General features: G+C 65.5%; 15 protein-coding genes and 1 tRNA gene. 8 read left to right on the forward strand and 8 right to left on the reverse strand.

Annotated features, from left to right (window positions below; all coding sequences use genetic code 11):
* Nucleotides 1-12: 12 nt before the first annotated feature.
* A complete protein-coding gene (locus QRN25_RS01325; RefSeq protein WP_285017001.1) occupies nt 13-1,254 on the reverse strand; it encodes an MFS transporter in 1,242 nt (413 codons plus the stop codon).
* A 183-nt stretch (nt 1,255-1,437) separates the two neighbouring features.
* Here QRN25_RS01325 and mtgA point away from each other — a divergent pair, with 183 nt between their 5' ends.
* Nucleotides 1,438-2,103: a monofunctional biosynthetic peptidoglycan transglycosylase gene (mtgA, locus tag QRN25_RS01330; protein ID WP_271184710.1), complete on the forward strand. Its 666-nt coding sequence runs from the start codon at nt 1,438-1,440 to the stop codon at nt 2,101-2,103.
* A 426-nt stretch (nt 2,104-2,529) separates the two neighbouring features.
* Here the strand turns inward: mtgA and QRN25_RS01335 are convergent, their stop codons facing one another.
* A complete protein-coding gene (locus tag QRN25_RS01335) occupies nt 2,530-5,091 on the reverse strand; it encodes a TonB-dependent receptor (protein WP_285017004.1) in 2,562 nt (853 codons plus the stop codon).
* A gap of 356 nt (nt 5,092-5,447) precedes the next feature.
* Between QRN25_RS01335 and QRN25_RS01340 the strand changes: the two genes are divergently transcribed.
* Nucleotides 5,448-6,407, forward strand: coding sequence for a cation diffusion facilitator family transporter (locus QRN25_RS01340; protein ID WP_285017006.1), 960 nt, complete (start codon nt 5,448-5,450; stop codon nt 6,405-6,407).
* Nucleotide 6,408: 1 nt separating this feature from the next.
* Here QRN25_RS01340 and QRN25_RS01345 read toward each other — a convergent pair whose 3' ends face one another.
* From QRN25_RS01345 to clpP, 3 genes are all read right to left on the reverse strand, one after another.
* Nucleotides 6,409-7,260 carry a VOC family protein gene (locus tag QRN25_RS01345; protein ID WP_285017007.1) on the reverse strand — a complete coding sequence of 284 codons (852 nt, stop codon included), beginning with the start codon at nt 7,258-7,260 and terminating at the stop codon, nt 6,409-6,411.
* Nucleotides 7,261-7,402: 142 nt separating this feature from the next.
* Nucleotides 7,403-8,665 (reverse strand): ATP-dependent Clp protease ATP-binding subunit ClpX, encoded by a 1,263-nt coding sequence (gene clpX / locus QRN25_RS01350; protein WP_008828342.1) that lies wholly within the window; start codon nt 8,663-8,665, stop codon nt 7,403-7,405.
* A gap of 120 nt (nt 8,666-8,785) precedes the next feature.
* On the reverse strand, nt 8,786-9,454 hold the full coding sequence (clpP, locus tag QRN25_RS01355; RefSeq protein ID WP_008828343.1) for an ATP-dependent Clp endopeptidase proteolytic subunit ClpP: 669 nt from the start codon (nt 9,452-9,454) through the stop codon (nt 8,786-8,788).
* Nucleotides 9,455-9,863: 409 nt separating this feature from the next.
* Here clpP and QRN25_RS26330 point away from each other — a divergent pair, with 409 nt between their 5' ends.
* The 3 genes from QRN25_RS26330 to QRN25_RS01365 all read left to right on the forward strand — a co-directional run bounded on the left by QRN25_RS26330 (nt 9,864) and on the right by QRN25_RS01365 (nt 12,835).
* Nucleotides 9,864-10,322, forward strand: a complete 459-nt coding sequence (locus tag QRN25_RS26330) for an RES family NAD+ phosphorylase (RefSeq protein WP_350224228.1) — start codon at nt 9,864-9,866, stop codon at nt 10,320-10,322.
* A gap of 261 nt (nt 10,323-10,583) precedes the next feature.
* The gene (locus QRN25_RS01360; protein WP_285017009.1) at nt 10,584-12,047 is read left to right on the forward strand and encodes an amidase; all 1,464 of its coding nucleotides are present in this window, start codon (nt 10,584-10,586) and stop codon (nt 12,045-12,047) included.
* A 143-nt stretch (nt 12,048-12,190) separates the two neighbouring features.
* Nucleotides 12,191-12,835: a hypothetical protein gene (locus QRN25_RS01365; protein ID WP_271184705.1), complete on the forward strand. Its 645-nt coding sequence runs from the start codon at nt 12,191-12,193 to the stop codon at nt 12,833-12,835.
* Between the two features lie 105 nt (nt 12,836-12,940).
* Here the strand turns inward: QRN25_RS01365 and tig are convergent, their stop codons facing one another.
* Entirely contained in the window at nt 12,941-14,515 is a 1,575-nt protein-coding gene (gene tig / locus QRN25_RS01370; RefSeq protein WP_285017013.1) for a trigger factor, read from the reverse strand.
* A 76-nt stretch (nt 14,516-14,591) separates the two neighbouring features.
* A tRNA-Leu gene (locus tag QRN25_RS01375) sits at nt 14,592-14,676 on the reverse strand.
* Nucleotides 14,677-14,820: 144 nt separating this feature from the next.
* On the opposite strand from QRN25_RS01375, the gene QRN25_RS01380 reads away from it, so the two are divergent.
* Entirely contained in the window at nt 14,821-14,985 is a 165-nt protein-coding gene (locus QRN25_RS01380) for a hypothetical protein (protein ID WP_172705199.1), read from the forward strand.
* A gap of 233 nt (nt 14,986-15,218) precedes the next feature.
* Here the strand turns inward: QRN25_RS01380 and sppA are convergent, their stop codons facing one another.
* Entirely contained in the window at nt 15,219-17,117 is a 1,899-nt protein-coding gene (gene sppA, locus QRN25_RS01385) for a signal peptide peptidase SppA (RefSeq protein ID WP_285017017.1), read from the reverse strand.
* 155 nt (nt 17,118-17,272) lie between these two features.
* Here sppA and QRN25_RS01390 point away from each other — a divergent pair, with 155 nt between their 5' ends.
* The gene (locus tag QRN25_RS01390) at nt 17,273-18,253 is read left to right on the forward strand and encodes an aspartate carbamoyltransferase catalytic subunit (protein WP_008833076.1); all 981 of its coding nucleotides are present in this window, start codon (nt 17,273-17,275) and stop codon (nt 18,251-18,253) included.
* Entirely contained in the window at nt 18,250-19,503 is a 1,254-nt protein-coding gene (locus tag QRN25_RS01395; RefSeq protein ID WP_285017021.1) for a dihydroorotase, read from the forward strand. The genes QRN25_RS01390 and QRN25_RS01395 overlap by 4 nt, the downstream gene beginning before the upstream one ends.
* The last annotated feature ends 4 nt before the right edge of the window (nt 19,504-19,507 follow it).

A 19,507-nucleotide genomic window follows, 5' to 3' on the forward strand; every position in this document is an offset into this window, starting at 1 on the left:
GGCCCGGTTTTTTTATGCCGCCTCTCTGGCCATTTGCCGAGGATGCAATCTCAGCATGGGCACCCAGAGCAGCGCCAAGAGCGCGATCCCGGCGAACGCCCAGAACATGCCCGTGTAGCTGCCGGTGAGGTCGTAGATCAGGCCGTACAGCGGCGGCGTCGCCAGCATCGCCAGCAGGATCGCGCCCGACAGCAACCCCATCGCCCTGCCCACGCCGCGCTGGCCGAAGATGCGGGGGGCGAGGTAGCTTTCGGCCGGAACCATCATCCCGCCGAACAGCCCGGTCACCGCCACCCCCAGGGCGATGACCTCGTAGCCGGCGTGCGCCTGGGTCATGCAAGCCATCCCGGCCGCGAAGCCGCCGAGCGCGCAGAGCATCAACGCCCTCGGCCCGACTTTGTCGGCCAGAGCCGCGAAGCCCAGTTTCGCCACGAAGGCGCAGGCCGCGTAGATCGAGATCAGCGGCGCTGCCTGCGCGGCCGTCGCACCCGTGTCGATGGCAAGCGGCGCGAGGTTGGTGACCATTCCCTTCATCCCGGCCGTCACGATCGAGACGGTCAAAGCGATCATCCAAAATGCCGGATCGGTCAGGATCGCGCGGGCCGAGATCGGTGCGCGCGCCAGTTCCTCGCGGGCCTGCGGCGGCGGCTCCTGCGCACCGTCGGGATTGAGCCCACGGTCCGACGGCCGATCGACCACCAGCAGCGCCATCGGGATCATCCAAAGCAGCAGCACCACCGCCAGCGCCCGCAGCGCCACGCGCCATTCGAAAGCGGCCATCAACCCCGAGAGCACCAACGGGAACACGAAGCCCCCCGCCGAAATCCCGGCGATTGCAATGCCCACCGCCCTCCCCCGCTTCTGCGCGAACCAACGCGAGAGCAACACCGTGATCGCCACCGGGCCGGTCAGCACGTTGGCGGGCGCGATCAGCACTGCAAAGACCACCAGAACGTGCATGAACGACGTCGCCAGCGAGATCGCCACATAGCCTGACGCGAGCAGCACTCCGCCTGCCACCATCAGGCGGCGGAGCGGAAACCGATCCATCACCATACCCAGCAGCGGCGCGAGTACCGCGCTGGTGCCCGACATCACCGTCATCGCCAGCATGAGCACAGTGCGACTCGGCCGGAACTCACGCGCCAGCGGCACCGCGACGATCGAATATGTCGCGGCCACCATGCCCGTCGCCGCCAGCAGCATGAAGCCGACCGCGACCTGCCTCCATCCCAACCCGAAGGATGCCGCCATGCGCCTGTTCTCCCGTTCCTCTTATGCGACGATGTATCCGGGAGAACTGTCAATACTGCAAATGAAACGTCGATATTACGAATACATGCATCGGCTGGGCGTTGCGCGCGCCGGTGCTGGCGCAATGCCGGGCATTTCGACTAGAGAGAAGCTTCCCGACCGTTTCAGAGGCTCCCTGCGTCCATGCGTCTCCTTGCCAAGATCATCGTGTGGTTCATTGCGATCAGCGTGGGCTTGACGATGCTCTATCGCTTCGTGCCGCCGCCGGTGACGGTGACGATGCTGGTCGATGGCAACGGGATCACCAAGGACTGGGTACCGCTCAGCCGGATCGACCGCAACATGGTCGCCGCCGTCGTGGCCGCCGAGGATGGCAAGTTCTGTACGCACAACGGCTTCGACACCGACGCGATCGAAAAGGCCATGGAGCGCAACGCCCGCGGCGGACGCATCCGTGGCGGTTCCACGATCAGCCAGCAGACCGCCAAGAACGTGTTCCTGTGGCAGGGCGAAGGCTGGACCCGCTACTTGCGCAAGGGCTTCGAGGTCTGGTTCACGTTCCTGATCGAGAACCTGTGGGACAAGCGCCGTATCATGGAGGTCTACCTCAACGTCGCCGAGACCGGCATTGGCACGTACGGCGTCGAGGCCGGGGCGCAGCGGTACTTCGGCAAGTCGGCCGCGAACCTCTCCCCTGCCGAGGCGGGCCGCATGGCTGCCGCCCTGCCCAGCCCCAAGACGCGCTCGGTCAAGAACCCGGCGGGCTTCACGCGCCGCTACGGCAACACGATCGCCGCCCGCATCGGCACCGTTAAGCGCGGCGGCTACGACTCCTGCGTCTACGAATAGGGCTGCGGGAACGACCGGCGCATTGCCGCCCGGCCGCTCCCGCAAGGTGACAGGTTTACACGGTTTACACAGTCCAGGGAGAAAAGGCGTCACCTTACCCCGGAAGGTGTCACCTTGTGCCAAGAAGGTGTCACCTTGCGAGGGGGAGGTGTCACCTTGCACGCCCAAAGCGTCACCTTGTCCACGCCCCGCCCCTCTACCGGCGCGAACCCCGAACGCGTGGCGATCACATTCCGTGGCGCGCATGTGACAAGGGGACAGTCGCGTTTTCATGCACCCATTCTAGGCCCGCTGTCCGATGTAGGAAAACAGATAGCCCTCGAATCGCACTGACCGCGACAACTACCAAGCCGGGACTAACAGAAAAAAGGGGAGGAACCTCGCGGTTCCTCCCCTTTCACTGTTCCGTTACCGGATCGGATTCGATCAGAAGCCGAAGCTGACCGAACCGATGAAGGTGCGCGGGGTGCCGATGAAGGCATTCGGCACGCTGGTGGTCGAGGTGCCTGCACCGTCGAAGCCGCCGACATAGAGCTTGTCGAAAACGTTGACGACGTTGAGCTGCAGGAAGGTACGGTCGCCGAGGCCGACGAAGTCCAGCTTCACCTTGGCGTCGAGATCGACCAGCGTGTAGGCCGGGGTCTTCTTCGCATAGACCTGGGTACCGCCGATCACGATCGCCATGTTCTGATCGTTCACGTAGCGCGGACCGGTGCGCTTGACCTGCGCGCCCAGTTCGACCGGACCGATGTTGCCGCTGGCGCGGGCACCGAGCGTGTAGACCGGCGCACCGGCTTCGCGCTTGCCCTTGGTGGCGGCGTAGATCGGATCGCCGGCAGTGGTCTCGCCGATCTCGACGTCCTGCTTGATCTTCGACTTCAGGTACGAACCGAACAGGTACAGGCTGAACTCGGGGATCGGGCGAACGGCGAAGCTGCCATCGACGCCGTACTTGTCGACGCGGCCGAGGTTACGGTAGATCGTGACGTCGAGGTCACGATCGAACGCCGAAGCCAGACGGTTGGTGTAGCGGGTGTACCAGCCGGTCAGCGACGCCTGGATGATGCCAGAGGTGTAGCGGACGCCAAGGTCGAAGTTGTCGGTGGTTTCCGGCACCGGGTTCGCACCGGCAGTGTCCTTCGCATACCAGAACGACTGGTACAGGTTGTCCGTACCCGGGACCTGAAGGCCCTTCGAGTAGTTGAAGAACAGGCTGGCGTTGTCGGTCGCGTCGAACACGACACCCGCGGTCGGCAGCACCTTGTTATAGTTCAGGATGCGCTGCTGCGGCAGCTTGTAGGACGGGTTCGCGGCAGCGTAAGTGGCCTGGTCGGCACTGTTCGAGGTGAAGCAGTCGACGAAACCGGTCGCGCTGGTCGCGAGGCAGTAGTTGGTCAGGTTGCGCTTGAAGAACGGCGCACGGACACCAACGCTAAGGTGCAGCGAGTTGTCCATCCAGTCACCGGTGTACTCACCCGAAACCTGGTGCAGAATCGCGTACGACAGGCGATCGCGCTTCTGCAGGATGTTGCCGTCAGAGTCGGTCAACTTGCTGTCCGAGAAGACGTCCGACGCGAAACCGTTGCTCTTGAGCAGGCTGACTTCGCCGGTCTGGCGGTGACGGCCGCGATCGTACGAGTAGGCAACGCGGACGCGGTTGTTGTCGTCGATGTCATAGCGCAGCGAGGCGATGACGCCGATGCGCCAGGTCTCGGTGTTGCTCGGCGCCAGAACGCGGACGGTGTCCAGCGTGTCGCCGTCGCCATTGAGGTCGACGCCGCCGAAGTACGGACGGCCGCCGAGGTAACCGGTCACCTGCTGGGCAGCAGTGATCGCGCTGCGCGTGGCGTTGGCGCTCTGGGTGAAGTAGCCTTCGCTCGCCAGCACGGTGCCGCCGCCGTTGGCGCGGGTGTACTGCAGGCTGGGATCGACGTTCAGCGTCAGCTTGTCGGTCAGCGTAAAGCGCGAGTTGATGCGCAGGTTGCCGGTGTTCGACGGGTTGAAGCGGTAGTCGTAGAGCGAACCGCAGCCGAACGTGCCATCAGGATTAACGTTGGCATCGACATCGGCAGTACCGTTAACGCCCGTCTTAATTTGGCAGCCAGCGATCTTGTAGAAGCGCTCGTCCTTCGTCAGCGGGAAGCGGTTGCTCGAATCCGGGCCGACGGTGCGGCTCGGATCGACACGCAGCGGGGTAGAACCGAAGAAGTTGTTGCGGTTGCGGTTCCAGTGGCCGGCGACCGAGATGAAGTCGCCGTTGTCGCCCAGCGGCTGGTAGATCTTGGCGTTGAACTGGGTCTTGTCGATCTTGCCGATGCCGCCGTAGACAGTGTCGTTGGTCGCCTTCGAAGCCGAGAAGAACGCCTTGGTGCCGCTCGAGTTCAGGACGCCGGTGTCGATCTCGCCGAACATGCGGAAGAAGTTGAAGTCACCGGCCGAACCCAGGAAGCGCACGCCGAATTCGTCACGCGGGTTACGGGTACGGATGTTGACAGTGGAGCCCGATGCAGCGGCGGTCGGCGAGTCGACGTCGGTGGTGCCGAGGTTGACGTTGACCTGCTCGATGATTTCGGGATCAACCTGCTGGTTCGAATAGAGCGCGTAACCGCCGGTATCGTTCAGCGGGATACCGTCGACCGTCTGCGAGATGCGGCTGTCGTCGAAGCCACGGATGGTCAGCGTACCGCCCGACGACCCAAAAGCGTCATTGTTCTGGAAGCTGACGCCCGGCATGAGGTTGATGACGTCGTTGATCGTCTGACCGGGAACCTGGGTCGCGATGATCTCCTGGTTGAGGACCTGCTTGGCCTTCGACGTGTTGGGAACCTGGATGCCCGCGACACCCTTGTTGACCTGACCGGTGACGACGATGGTGCCTTCTTCGAAATCGACGGCGCCGGTCGACTGCGCGAAAGCGGGAACCGCAAGGAAGGCGGCGCCGACGGCGATCGTGCTGGTCGCCGAGGAGAGGAGGGAGGTGAGTTTCATTTTATGCCCCTGAGCTTGTCAGACTGGAGTAGTCACAATGTGCGACGAACGCTTGAGCCACGCCGCATTTGCTGCGGCTGCTAAGAGCAGCGGGATATGACAACTTTCTGACGGTGAGGACTCAATTGCGTGCGCAAACGTGAAATTTTGTGACACTAGCGTAACACAACACGCTTTACGGCAAAAAATTGCATATATTTCAACATATTGCGATACGCGCTCAATATCGCGCTGCGGCATAAATGTCACGGGGAAGGGAAAGTGTTGCTGCACCTGCAACACTGCAAAAACGTAATGCGGGCGTGATGTTACGTCATAGCTTGATGACTGTCGGGCACTCGTGCCACTCGTCGGTCATGAGCGCAGGTCACAATCATCACGGGCATCAGCATGCGCATGGACATCACCATGGGCATGGCCATCATCACGCGCATGCGGCACCGGCCAACCCGGGACGCGCCTTCGCCATCGCGGTCTCGCTCAACCTCGTTTTCGTCGTGGCCGAGACGATTGCGGGCTTCCTCAGCGGGTCCATGGCGTTGCTGGCGGATGCCGGACATAATCTGTCGGACGTGCTCTCGCTGGCGCTTGCCTGGGCGGCGGCGGTGCTCTCCGCCCGCCCGCCTTCAGAGCGCTTCACTTATGGGCTGAAGAGTTCGTCGATCCTCGCCGCGATAGCCAACGCAGCGCTGCTATGGGTGGCGATCGGCGCGATCCTGGTCGAGACGGTGCGGCGCCTCGCCGATCCCGAGCCGGTCGGCGGCACGACCATGATGATCGTCGCCGGGATCGGCATCGCGGTGAACGGCCTTTCCGCGCTGCTCTTCGCAAAGGGTTCGAAGTCCGACCTCAATTTGCGCGGAGCGTTCGTGCACCTGATGGCGGACGCTCTGGTCTCGGTCGGCGTTGTGGCAGCGGGCCTGCTGATCACGTACACCGGATGGGGGCTGGTCGATCCGGTGACCTCGCTGGTCATCACCGTAGTGATCGCTTGGTCGAGTTGGGGCCTGCTGCGCGATTCGCTGCACATGGGCATGCTGGGTGTACCGGAGGGCATCGACGGCCCGCGCGTGCGCGCCTTCCTCGAGGCGCGGCCGGGCGTCGCGCGCGTCCATGACCTGCACATCTGGCCGATGAGCACGACCGAGACCGCTCTCACCGCGCACCTCGTCATGCCCGGCGGACAGCCGGGCGACGGATTCCTGCATGCCTTGGCCCATGACCTCGAGCATGAGTTCGGCATCGGCCACCCAACCATTCAGGTCGAGACCGACGACCACAGCCCCTGCGCGCTGGAGAGCGAGGCCGTCGTCTAGGCTATACGAATTCGTGCCGCGCGCCGAGGAAGTCCTCGGGCAGAATGGCGAAGCCGGATGATATGCAACCCTCGCCCGTCAGGCGCAGCTTCAGCTTGTCGGCGAAATGCGCCCGCGCCCTGCCCGCATCGGCGATCTTCCAGACGAGCGCATAGATGCCGTTCTGCGTACTTTGCAGGAACGCACCGAGCGGGCCACCGGCAACGTCATCCGGCTGCACGAAGGCGACCCGCGTGTCGCCCACTTGCAGCAGGACCCGGCGCGCGGGTTGGGGTAGTTCGGTCCGGGCGTCCTCCAGCACTTCGCCGTCGACGACCTCCGTGAAGAAGCGCAGCGCCGTCTCGATATCGGCGGTGACGCAGCCGATGTGATCCAGTCCGGTCACCGTACAGTGATGCCCTGCCCCGACTGACGGGTCCCAGTTGCCCCGCTCCCACGGATCGTTGGGCATCGGCAGTTCGCAGACTTCCAGCAGGACGCCGCCGGTCGATTCGGGCTTCACGAAGAAGAACACGCCGTAGTCGGCGGCGACGGTGCAGCCCGCTTCCCGGAAGGCGGCGCTGGCTGCCTTGCCGTCCGCCACCTTGATCTCGAACGAGTGGAACGCCTGCCCGATCCGCGCGAACTGCCGGGCGAACGGCTTGGTGAGGTCGTCCGCGCGGCGCGGCGCCATCGGTTCGACCATGTGGTCGGTGACGTAGAGCAGCGCGGCGTCGCGGTCCTCGGCGGGGAAGTAGTTCTCTGCAAAGACCAGCCCGCCCAGCGCATCCTGATAGAGTGCACGGGCGGCATGAATGTCGGCGACGGCGTGAATGGTATGGATCACCCGCGAAACCGGAACGCGTGCGGCCATGGCTCTCTCCCCTCGTGTGTTCGGCGGAGAGTGCGGGGGACTAGGGTAATTGCCAAGACAAGGGCCCTACGTCCCGGCGATATACGAAAAGGGGCCGTCCACCTCGCGATGGACGGCCCTTTTTCCAACGCACCGCTGCAGCTTAGGCCGCAGCTTCCGCCTTGTCGCCCTTGAGCACGCGGACGGGTTCCTTGCGGCCCTCGACCACGTCCTTGTCGACGACGACTTCGGCGATGTCGCGCTCGGTCGGCAGGTCGAACATGGTGTCGAGCAGCAGCCCTTCCACGATCGAACGCAGGCCGCGCGCGCCGGTCTTGCGCTCGATCGCCTTCTTGGCGATCGCTTCGAGCGCGTCGTCGGTGAAGGTCAGTTCCACGTCTTCCAGCTCGAACAGGCGCGCATACTGCTTGATCAGCGCGTTCTTCGGTTCCTTGAGGATCTTGACCAGCGCCTCGATGTCGAGGTCGTTGAGGGTCGCGATCACCGGCAGGCGGCCGACGAATTCGGGGATCAGGCCGAACTTGAGGAGATCTTCCGGCTCCGCCTTCTGGAGCAGTTCGCCCACGCGGCGCTTGTCCGGATCGGCGACATGCGCGCCGAAACCGATCGAACGCTTCTGCAGGCGGTCGGCGATGATCTTGTCCAGGCCGGCGAAAGCGCCGCCGCAGATGAACAGGATGTTGGTCGTGTCCACCTGCAGGAATTCCTGCTGCGGATGCTTGCGACCACCCTGCGGCGGAACCGAGGCGGTGGTGCCTTCCATCAGCTTGAGCAGCGCCTGCTGCACACCCTCGCCGGAAACGTCGCGCGTGATCGACGGGTTCTCGGCCTTGCGGCTGATCTTGTCGATCTCGTCGATGTAGACGATGCCCTGCTGCGCCTTCTCGACGTTGTAGTCGGACGCCTGCAGCAGCTTGAGGATGATGTTCTCCACGTCCTCGCCCACGTAGCCGGCTTCGGTCAGCGTGGTGGCGTCAGCCATCGTGAACGGCACGTCGAAGGTGCGCGCGAGCGTCTGCGCGAGCAGCGTCTTACCCGAACCGGTCGGCCCGACGAGCAGGATGTTCGACTTCGACAGCTCGACGTCGCCCTGCTTGCCGCTGTGCTTGAGGCGCTTGTAGTGGTTGTGGACAGCCACCGACAGGACGCGCTTGGCGCGTTCCTGGCCGATCACGTAGTCGTTCAGCATCTCGCAGATGTCGCGCGGGGAGACGATCTCGCCTTCCTTGCGACCGGCAATGCCCGCCTTGGTTTCTTCGCGGATGATGTCGTTGCAAAGCTCGACACATTCATCGCAGATGAACACCGTTGGGCCCGCGATCAGCTTGCGCACTTCATGCTGCGACTTACCGCAGAAGCTGCAGTATAGGGTGCTTTTCGCGTCAGATCCGCTCAATTTCGTCATTTTCCGTCTTTAGCCTCCAACCGAGGCGACTCGCTCACTCTAGCCTGCCCGGGACCGGCTTTGCAATCCTACCGCCAAATGCTTGACGGAGACTGAAGGCGCCGGTCCCGCTTCAGGACGTTACGCTTCCGCCGGCTTGTCGCCGTCGGGGCGGGTCTCGAAGACCTTGTCGACGAGGCCGAATGCCAGCGCTTCGTCAGCTTCGAGGAACGTGTCGCGGTCCATCGCCTTCTCGATCTCGTCGAGCGACTTGCCGGTGTACTTCACGTAGAGATCGTTCAGGCGGCGGCGCATGCGCAGGATTTCGCGCGCCTGGATCTCGATGTCGCTGGCCATGCCCTGCGCGCCGCCCGAGGGCTGGTGGACCATGATGCGCGCGTTCGGCAGCGCGATGCGCATGCCCGGCTCACCGGCGGCGAGCAGGAAGCTACCCATTGAGGCGGCCTGGCCGATGCACACGGTCGAGACGCGCGGCTTGATGTACTGCATGGTGTCGTGGATCGCCATGCCGGCAGTCACAACGCCGCCCGGCGAGTTGATGTACATCGAGATGTCCTTGGTCGGGTTCTCCGACTCGAGGAACAGCAGCTGCGCGACGATCAGCGAGGCCATGTGGTCTTCCACCTGGCCGGTGATGAACACGATGCGCTCACGCAGCAGGCGCGAGTAGATGTCGAACGAACGTTCGCCCCGGCTGGTCTGCTCGACGACCATCGGCACGAGTGCGCCCGTCACGGGATCGGTGGTGAACTTTCCTTGGGCGTTCGAAGCGCCGAACAGGTCGAGCATGGGAGTCCTCTTTGCGATTTTGCCTCGCCTATGTCGCGTGGCAATGCGCGATGTTCAAGGGGGTTAACCTATCAGGCGTGAATGGACGGGGGAGAAGCCGCCGGGCGCGCTGCCCGAGGTGCACAAGGTGACGCAGGTTTACACGGTTTACACTGTCCAGGGAGAAACGGTGTCACCTTGGGCCGGGAAGGTGTCACCTTATGAGGCGGAAGTGTCACCTTGCGGTGTAACCTTGTGCGGTGTGAGGTGATCAGACTGGGCATCGGCGCAAAGTATCGGAGTAGGCCGCGTGTAGGAAAGCTGGCTTTCGGGAAGCGCCCCCGTTTCGGCATTCGCGGACATGCGGCTCATGCCCAGGAGCCCGCTTGCCACGGTTGAAAGTGGTGAGTGGCCTGCTAATCCTCAAATGATGAAGGTATGGCGGCTTACGCGTCCAGAACACGTCGCGCTCAATGGCGCAGGAGCAGCGAAGCTGGGCGGCCGCTACTCTTCTCCGGGCACGCCTCTGGTGAACTTCGCCAGCGACGCCGGGCTGGCGGTGCTTGTGGCCTTGCGGTACGCACAGGCGACCCCTGAGACGTTTGACGCTGACTTTGTTCTGGGGTGGACCACGATCAGCCAGGAAGCAGAGCGTGTCCCCCATGAGCTTACGGATGAGGGTAAGGTTGCCTTCGTCGATGCCTGGGCAGCAGAAAGGCGGTCCCTGATCGTGGCGGTACAATCGGCGGTTCTTCCAGAGGCGGACATCATCTTGATGAACCCACTCCATCCCGACGCGTCGGACGTAGCTCCGCTATGCACTCGACCCTTCAGGTTCGCCGATTGCCTTCACCGGCCCCCGATGCTCGAACGCTATGCTGCCCGTTGACGATCACGTCCCCCATCCATCTATCGTCATTCCCGCGAAGGCGGTGTTTAAGTTCAAGCCGTTTCAACGGCAGCTATCCAACCAAAGCTGCCCCACCCTCCCCGCTCAGTATGAACGGTGGATGGGGCCAAAGCCCACGCGGTCTTCCGCGGAATGACGATCGGCCCTCGCGCAAATCCAACAACACGCTCGCAGCAACGCTCTGGCGCCTCGCTGCAGGTTCCGCCATCGTGCCGGGCTCCATCCTGCCGGAGCCTTGAAGTGTACCGCCCCTCGACTCTCGTTCTCGGCATTCTCGCCGCCGCCTGCCCTCTCTCCTGCCCCGCCGCCGCACAGCAAACGCCGGAGGCGTATCTCCAGCGCATCGAGGCGATCAACGACAGCGGCCCGGCGATCCATGCGGTCGTCGCGGTAGCCCCGCCGGAATCGCTGGCCATCAAGGGCAAAGGCCCGCTCGCCGGGCGCGCGATCCTGGTGAAGGACAACATCGAGACGCGCGACATGCCCACGACCGCAGGCAGCCTCGCGCTGAAGGACAACGCCACCGGCCGCGACGCGCCTCTGGTCTCCAGACTGCGCGGCGCAGGCGGAGTGATCCTGGGCAAGACCAACCTCTCCGAATGGGCGAACTTTCGCGGCGAGCACTCCTCCAGCGGCTGGAGCGCGGTCGGCGGGCAGACGAAGAACCCTTACGCGCTCGACCGCAGCCCCTGCGGCTCGTCCTCGGGGAGCGGCGCGGCGGTGGCGGCGGGCATGGCCTGGGCGGCGATCGGCACCGAGACCGACGGCTCGATCACCTGCCCCGCCTCGGTCATGGGCCTCGTCGGGTTCAAACCTACGGTGGGGCTCGTCAGCCGCACGCATATCGTGCCGATCAGTTCGAGCCAGGACACCGCCGGACCGATGGCATGGACCGTGGCCGACGCCGCGCTGCTGCTCAACGCGATCGCCGGCAGCGACCCCGCAGACCCCGCCACGGCGGACGCCGACCGGCACAAGCCCGATTTCACGGTAGGCCTCGGCAAGGTCAGCCTGAAGGCGGTGCGCATCGGCGTGCTGCGCCGTCAGGTGGGCAACATGCCGGCTCTCACTGCGCTGTTCGAAACCGCGCTCGCCGACATGAAGCGCAACGGCGCGCAAGTCGTCGAGATCGACTTTCAGCCCGAAGCGCGGCTGGGCAAGGCCGAGTTAGCGATCATGCTCCATGAATTCCGTGAGGGCGTGAACGCTTATCTGGCCGGGACACCGGCCACTATCCCGGCGCGCGACCTTGCCGGGCTCATCGCCTTCAACCAGGCCCATGCCGCCGGGGAACTGCGCTGGTACGGGCAGGAACTGTTCGAAAAGGCGCTCGCCGCCACTGACGACGCCGCTTACGCCGTCGCCCGCGCGGACGCGCAGCGTCTCGCGGGAGCCGAGGGGATCGACGCTCTGCTCAGGAAGTATGACGTCGACATCCTCGTCGCGCCGACCACCAGCCCGGCCTGGCCGATCGACCCGGTGCTGGGAGACAACTTCGTCGATGTCGGCGCCGGCTCACTGGCGGCCGTGGCAGGCTATCCGCACCTCTCGGTGCCGATGGGCACGGTCGAGGGCTTGCCGGTGGGCATTTCGTTCATGGCCGGGAAATGGGACGATGCCAAAGTGCTGCGTATCGGCGCCGCCTACGAACGGTCGCGCAGCGCGAAACTGACCGCTCCGGCCTTGCGCAACTGGGCGCAGTAGCCCGAAAACGGGACGATCGGGGCGCGCGCCGCGACGATAGTGACTGGCGGGCGCGCTCGTCTTCGGCCATCGTGGCCCTTTCCCGCATCGCAGGAGACCCTGTGTACCGATCGACTTTGCTAGCCGTGAGTGCAATCGTTTCCATGGCGCCGGCGGCCGCCCGGGCCGATACCCCTCGAGAACTGCTGACGACGGCCGCCTTCCAGACCGCCACCAAGGCCCAGGCCCTCAAGCTGGTAGCGCTGGCGATCACGGCTTCGGACAAGATACTCGCCGCGCGTCCCGGCGATCACGAAGCGACGCTGCAGCGGGCTATCGCCATCGGCTATCGCGGCAAGCTGACCCGTAGCCGCTCGGACGTGCGGGCCTCGCTCGACGTGTTCCAGAAGCTGGCGGCGGCCAATCCGCGCGATCCGGAGGCGCAGATCGTGATCGCCGGATGGCACCTCGGCGCGGTGGATGAACTCGGCGGGTTTCTGGCGCGCACGGCGCTCGGCGCGCGGACCGCGGCGGGGGAGACGGCGCTGGCCAAGGCGGTTGCGCTCGGCGGCGACCGGGCGTTCTACCCCGGCCTCGCCGCTCTGCTGCAGATCCGCAACGACCCGAGCGACATCGCACAGGCAAGGCGCTGGGCCGAAGCCGCCGCGACCGGGCAGGCGGCCACCCCGCTCGACGCCCTGATGAAGCGCGCGGCGCTCTCGGTGCTACCCTCGCTGCGCGCCAACGACGGCAAGGGTGCGGCGGCATTGGCACGCAAGCTGGTGCCGTTCGGGAAGATCGGGGACTAAACCTATCGTCGTCCCGAACTTGATCCGGGACGACGGAAACGAAAAAGCCCCGGTGCAGCGATGCACCGGGGCTTTTTCGTTATCGGTCAAACCGCAAGGGAGGGATCAGTCCTCCTTGGCAGCGGCCTTCTTCTTGGCCGGGGCCTTCTTGGCGGGCTTGGCTTCATCAGCCGGAGCCTCTTCAGCGTCGTCCTTCTTGGCGGCAGCCTTCTTGGCCGGAGCCTTCTTCGGCTTTTCCTCGGCGGCAGCTTCCGCTTCTGCCTCGGGGGCCGGAGCGGCTTCCGCTTCGTCCTTCTTGGCAGCCTTCTTGGCCGGAGTCTTCTTCGGCTTCGCGGCCGCAGCGGGCTTCTCGCCGTCGGCGTCGGCCTCGATCGCGGCCTGAAGTTCGTCGCGGGTCACTTCGCGCTCGGTCACTTCGGCCTTCTCGATGAGGAAGTCGACGACCTTGTCCTCATAGAGCGGAGCGCGCAGCTGGGCGGCCATCATCGGGTCCTGCTGGACGTATTCGAAGAAGCGCTGGCGGTCTTCCGGGCGGTACTGCTGCGCAGCCTGCTGCATCAGCATGCCCATTTCTTGGCTGGTCACTTCGACGCCGTTGGCCTGGCCGATTTCCGACAGGAGCAGGCCCAGACGCACGCGGCGCTCGGCGATCTTGCGGTAGTCGTCCTTCTCGGCCTCGATCTCTTCGAGCGCGGCGGCCGGGTCTTCCTCGTTCTGCGCTTCCTGGATCAGCTGCTGCCAGATCTGCGAGAATTCGGCTTCCACCATGGTCGGCGGCACGTCGAAGTCATGGCCGGCGGCCAGCTGGTCGAGCAGCGAGCGCTTCATGGCGGTGCGGGTCAGGCCGGCAGTTTCCTGCTCCAGCTGGCCGCGCAGCAGGCCGGTGAGCTGCTCCAGGCTCTCAAGACCCAGTTCCTTGGCGAAGTCGTCGTCGAGCTTCGATTCGGCAGGCGCCTTCACTTCGTGCGCGACGATGTCGAAGGTGGTTTCCTTGCCGGCGAGGTTCTCGGCCGGGTAGTCCTCGGGGAAGGTCACGGTGATGGTGCGCTCGTCACCGGCCTTGATGCCCTTGAGCTGCTCTTCGAAGCCCGGGATGAAGCGGTCGGCACCGATCACCAGCGGGGCCTTCTCGGCCTTGCCGCCGTCGAACTCGACGCCGTCGAGCTTGCCGGTGAAGTCGATGATGACCTGATCGCCCTCGGCGGCCTCGCCGTCCTTGGTCTCGAAGCGCTGCTGCTGCTTGGCGATGTTCGCGACCGCTTCCGTAACGGCTTCGTCAGAGACGGGCACGGTCAACTTGTCGAGCTTCAGGCCGTCGAGCGAGGGCGCGGCGATGGTGGGGAGGATTTCGAGGCTGACGGTCAGCTCGGCGTCCTTGCCCTCTTCGTAGCCGTCGGTCAGCTTGACGTCGGGGTTCATGGCCGGGCGCAGGGCGTTGTCGGCCACCAGCTTGTCCATGGCTTCACGGATCGAGGTGTTCAGCGCTTCCTGGTGGATCGCCGGGCCGTGCAGCTTCTTGACGAGGTTCGCGGGAACCTTGCCGGCGCGGAAGCCGGGCATCTTCACCTGCGGGGCGATCTTCTTGACCTCGCCCTCGACCTTCGAGGTGATGGTGGCGGCGGGGATGGTGACCGTGTAGGCGCGCTTCAGGCCCTCGTTGGTCGTCTCGACAATCTGCATTTCGATGCCTTCCTGTGCAATCCAAAGGGCCTCTCGGCCAGCATTACCGTGGCCTACCCTCGCACAGGTGACGGATTGGTGCGGGCGAAGGGACTCGAACCCCCACATCTTTCGATACTGGTACCTAAAACCAGCGCGTCTACCAATTCCGCCACGCCCGCATGAGTGTAGCCTGAAACTCAAGGGACGGGCCATTAATGGCAGCCGGAGAAAAGGGCAAGTGCGACGAGTCGCTATGCTGTCACGGAACGGATCGCCTCCACGCCGGGTTATGTGTGCGAGGGGGCGAGAGGAGCGAGATCACCATGGCCACCCAGCCACCCGTCTACAGCCCCGGCGACACGCCTGCGGAAATCCCGACGCCCGGAAACGACCCCGGCGTTCCCGGCGGTCCGGATGAGACGCCGCCGCAGGGTCCGGACTTCGACCAGCCCGATGAGGCGCCGGTGGAGTTGCCGCCGCCGGATTGAGGCTCATTTCTTCACCGGATCGAGCCACACATCGTCATTGCGAGCGCAGCGAAGCAATCCAGGGCAGTTGAACGCCGCCCTGGATTGCTTCGCTGCGCTCGCAATGACGATGTGTGGGTGCCTCCGCTCGTGCTCGGACATGAGCGGGGAGAGGAAAGCGTAAGCGGGGAAAGGCATTACCTCAACCCCGCTCGCGCTGAGCTTGTCGAAGGGCCGCGCGCCGCCCTGTCAGCCTACTTCCATCCCGCCAGCCGCGCGAGCATCGCCACGGTCGAACCCTCGCCCACCGGCTTTGCCACCGCGCGATAGTCCGGCCCGGCCGCGCAGGCGAGGCAGTATGCCTGCACGCCCTGCGCGCCCAGCACACCGTCGAGCCGCGCCACCGCCTGCGCCATCTGCAGCCGCTGGCGCTGCGCCACCAGCCCGGCGAAGTCGTAGGCTGCCGCCTGCTCCTGCGAACCGGACGTCATGCTCTGCACGAAGGCGCTGAACGAATCCTCCGGTTCCTCCAGATAGACTGCCTGCCACTTGCCGTTGCCCACGCCGCCCAGCTTCGCCGCATAGGCGAGCGCATCGTCCAGCCCGCCCATCTGGTCGACGAGGCCGAGCCGCTGCCCATCCGCACCCGGCCACACGCGGCCCTGAGCGATCACGTCGACCTGCTGCGGCGTCTTGCCGCGCGCCTTGCCGACGATGCCGAGGAACTTGCCGTAGATGCTCTCGACCGAGCCCTGCAGCATCGCCTCCACCTCCGGCGTGAAGCCGCCGAGAATGTCCGGCTGCCCGGCCAGCGGCGTGGAACGCACCCCGTCGCTGGTCACGCCGAAGTCCGCCAGCGTCTTCTCGAAGCTGGGCACGAAGGCGAAAACGCCGATCGAACCGGTGATCGTCGCGGGTTCCGCGAACACGCGCTGGCCAGGCGTGGAGACCCAGTACCCGCCGCTCGCCGCCATCGTGCCCATCGATACCACGACCGGGATCTTGGCATCGCGCCAACGCTGTATCGCGCGGCGGATACGCTCCGACGCCATCACCGAGCCGCCCGGCGAATCGATCCTGACGACGAGCGCCTTCATGCCTTCTTCGCGGTTCTCGTCGAGCAACGCGGCGATGCGGTCGCCGCCCGCCGTGCCGGGACCCGCCTCACCGTCGACGATCTCTCCGGCGACGGTGACGACGCCGATCTTGGCGCCCTCCCCCTTCACCGGGTTCGCCGCCAGCCACGTCGCCAGCCCGGTATGCGCGTAGTCCGGCGCGTCCTTGTCCGAATGGCCGATCGTGGTTTCGCCCACCAGCTTCTCGACGCGGGCCTCGAACTCGGTCTGGTCGCCGATGCGGTCGATCAGGCCTGCCGCCTTCGCGGCCTCGGCCATGTCGTTGCCGTGGGCCTTGTTCCAGCCGACCGGGTCCGCGACCATGCGATCGAGCTGCGCCCTGGGCCGTGCCTTCGCGATCTCAGCGCGCAGGGCGTTCCACTGCGAATCGAGGATCAGCTTGAAGTCCTCGCGCGCCTCGGGAGAAAGGTCGCTGCGCATGTAAGGCTCGACCGCCGACTTGTAGGTGCCGACGCGGTAGACATGCGCGTTGACCCCGTACTTGTCGAAAAGGCCCTTGTAGAACTGCAGGTTGCCGCCCGGTCCCGCCACGAAGGCGCCGCCCATGGGATCGACCCAGGCCTCGCTGGCGTGGGCCGCCAGTTGCACGCCGTCGTCGGCATAGAGGTTGGCGAACGTCAGCACCGGCTTGCCCGCCTTGCGCACTTCGTCGATGGCCGCGCCGATATCGTGCAGATGCACATAGCGCCCGCCGATGAAGCGCGAGAGATCGAGGACGACCGCCTTGATCCGCTTGTCGCTCGCCGCCAGCCGCAGCGCCCGCTCGACGTCGCGGGCCTGGAATTCGTGGACCTGCTCGCCGCCGGACGTCAGCAGCTGGAGCGGATCGACCTTGCTCTTCTCCTCGACCACGGTGCCGTCGAGTTCGAGCAGCAGCGCCCCGTTCTCCACCTTGCCGCCGACCGGCCGCGCCGAGAGCGCGGCGTAGATCACTCCGAAGAAGGCCAGCAGGAACAGCAGCGCCAGCGCATCCTTCACGGCGACCAGCAACTTCCAGACCTTGCGCGCGAATCTCATGTAACGACCTGCCTTTCGCATGCAGCCTTACCTGCTGCGGTGCGGAATGGGAAAGGGGCGGGCACCAAAGCGGTTCCATTCCTTTTCGCATCGGGGGAGGAATGGCTGGATCGCCCTTGCTCACCCCCGGCTCCCCGCCTATGGCGTGGTCTTTAATGACACCTCCAGAATACACCTATCCGGCAGGCGCTCTCGCCTTTCCGCATCGCGGCCTCACGGGCATCGCAGGGCTAGCCCCGCACCAGATCTGGTTCCTGCTCGACGAGGCGGAACAGTGGGTCGAAATGAACCGGGGCGCGCAGAAGCGGGTCGAGCTGCTTTCCGGCATGACCATCATCAACGCCTTCTTCGAGAACTCGACGCGCACACTCCTGAGCTTCGAGATCGCGGGCAAGCGCCTCGGCGCCGACGTCGTGAACATGGCGGTCGCCACCTCCAGCGTGAAGAAGGGCGAGACGCTGATCGACACGGCGATGACGCTCAACGCCATGCGCGCCGATGCCATCGTCATCCGCCACGCCTCCTCGGGCGCGGTACAGCTGATCGCGGACAAAGTGGACTGCCCGGTGCTCAACGCCGGGGACGGCCAGCACGAGCACCCGACGCAGGCGCTGCTCGATGCGCTGACGATCCGGCAGGCCAAGCGCGCCTTCAACGGGCTGCGCGTGACGATCTGCGGCGACATCCTGCACAGCCGCGTGGCGCGTTCCAACATCCTGTGCCTCGCCTCGCTGGGCGCCGAGGTGCGCGTCTGCGCGCCGCCCGCGCTGATGCCCGCCGACATCGAGCAGATGGGCGTGACGGTGTTCCACGACTTCGACGCTGCGCTGAAGGGCGCCGACGTGGTGATGATGCTGCGCCTGCAGATGGAGCGCATGGAAGGCCAGTTCATCCCCTCCCCGCGCGAATACCGCCACCTCTACGGACTGACGCTGGACCGGCTGGAACTGGCCGAATCGAACGCGCTGGTCATGCACCCCGGCCCGATGAACCGCGGGATCGAGATCGACAGCAACGTCGCCGACCATGTGGAGCGCTCGATGATCACCACGCAGGTGGAAATGGGCGTGGCGATCCGCATGGCCTGCCTTGATGTCCTCACCCGAAAAGGCCGCAAGATGGAGGGCTGGGCATGAGCCTTCACGCACCCCTTACCGTCACCAATGGCCGCGTGCTGCTGGCCGACGGCTCGATCCAGACCGGCGCGGTGCGCTGTGAAGGCGGGTTCATCACCGCGATCGGCGCCGACGTCACTCCGCAGGACGGCGACACCGTGCATGACGCGCGCGGCCAGATCGTCGCCCCCGGCCTCGTCGACATCGGCGTCTTCGCGATCGACAAGCCCGCGTTTCACTTCGGCGGGATCACCCGCGCGGCGCTGATGCCCGACCAGAACCCGCCCCTCGACGTCTCGGCGCGGGTGCGGTTCGCGGCGCAGTCTGGCAAACCGGACTTCTGGGTCCACCCGCTCGCCGCCGCGACGCAGGGGCTGGAGGGCAAGGCGCTCGCCGAAATCGCGATGATGCGCGATGCCGGTGCGCGGGCAGTCTGCACCGGGCGGCGCTGGATCGGCGATTCGGGCACGATGCTGCGCCTGCTGCAGTACACCGGGATGCTGGGCATGGTCGTCATCGCCCATGCCGAGGACGCCGGGATCGTCGGCAATGCCGTCGCCACGGCGGGCGAGATGGCGACCCGTCTGGGCCTCCCCAGCGCACCTGCGCAGGCAGAGGCTCTCGCGATCGCCCGCGACATCGCGCTGGCCGAGATGGCGAATGCTGCGATCCACTTCCGCAACGTGACGACTGCCGCCGGTCTGGAACTGGTGCGCGCGGCCAAGGTGCGAGACCTGAAGGTGACGGCGGGTGTCAGCCCGGCCTACTTCATGCTTTCCGACCTTTCGATCGGCGCGTTCCGTACTTTCACCCACCTCTCGCCCGCGCTGCGCTGCGAGGCGGACCGCCGCGCCGTGGTCGCCGCCATCGCCGACGGCACCATCGATGTGATCGCCTCGGGCCACGATCCGCGCGGACCGGAGGACAAACGCCTGCCGTTCAGCGATTCGGCCCCCGGCATGGCGGGCGCGGAGACGCTGCTGCCGCTGACGATGAGCCTCGTGCGCGACGGCGTGATCGACATGGCCCGCGCCTTCGAGCTGCTTTCCGGCAACCCGGCTAAGCTGCTGGGCGTGAACGCAGGCAGCTTGGCGGTCGGCGCCGAAGCCGACATCGCGGTGCTCGATCCCGAGCGGCCGTGGATCGTCAATTCGGACAAGATGGCGGCGGCCGCGGGCAATACCCCGTTCGACCGCCAGCCCGTTCAGGGCCGCGTCCTCGCGCTGTTCAAGGGCGGCGTCGCGGTGCGAATGAAGAAGATCGGCGGGTAAACCG

It is taken from the genome of Novosphingobium sp. fls2-241-R2A-195 (genome assembly GCF_030209485.1).
In the GTDB taxonomy this organism is placed as follows: domain Bacteria; phylum Pseudomonadota; class Alphaproteobacteria; order Sphingomonadales; family Sphingomonadaceae; genus Novosphingobium; species Novosphingobium resinovorum.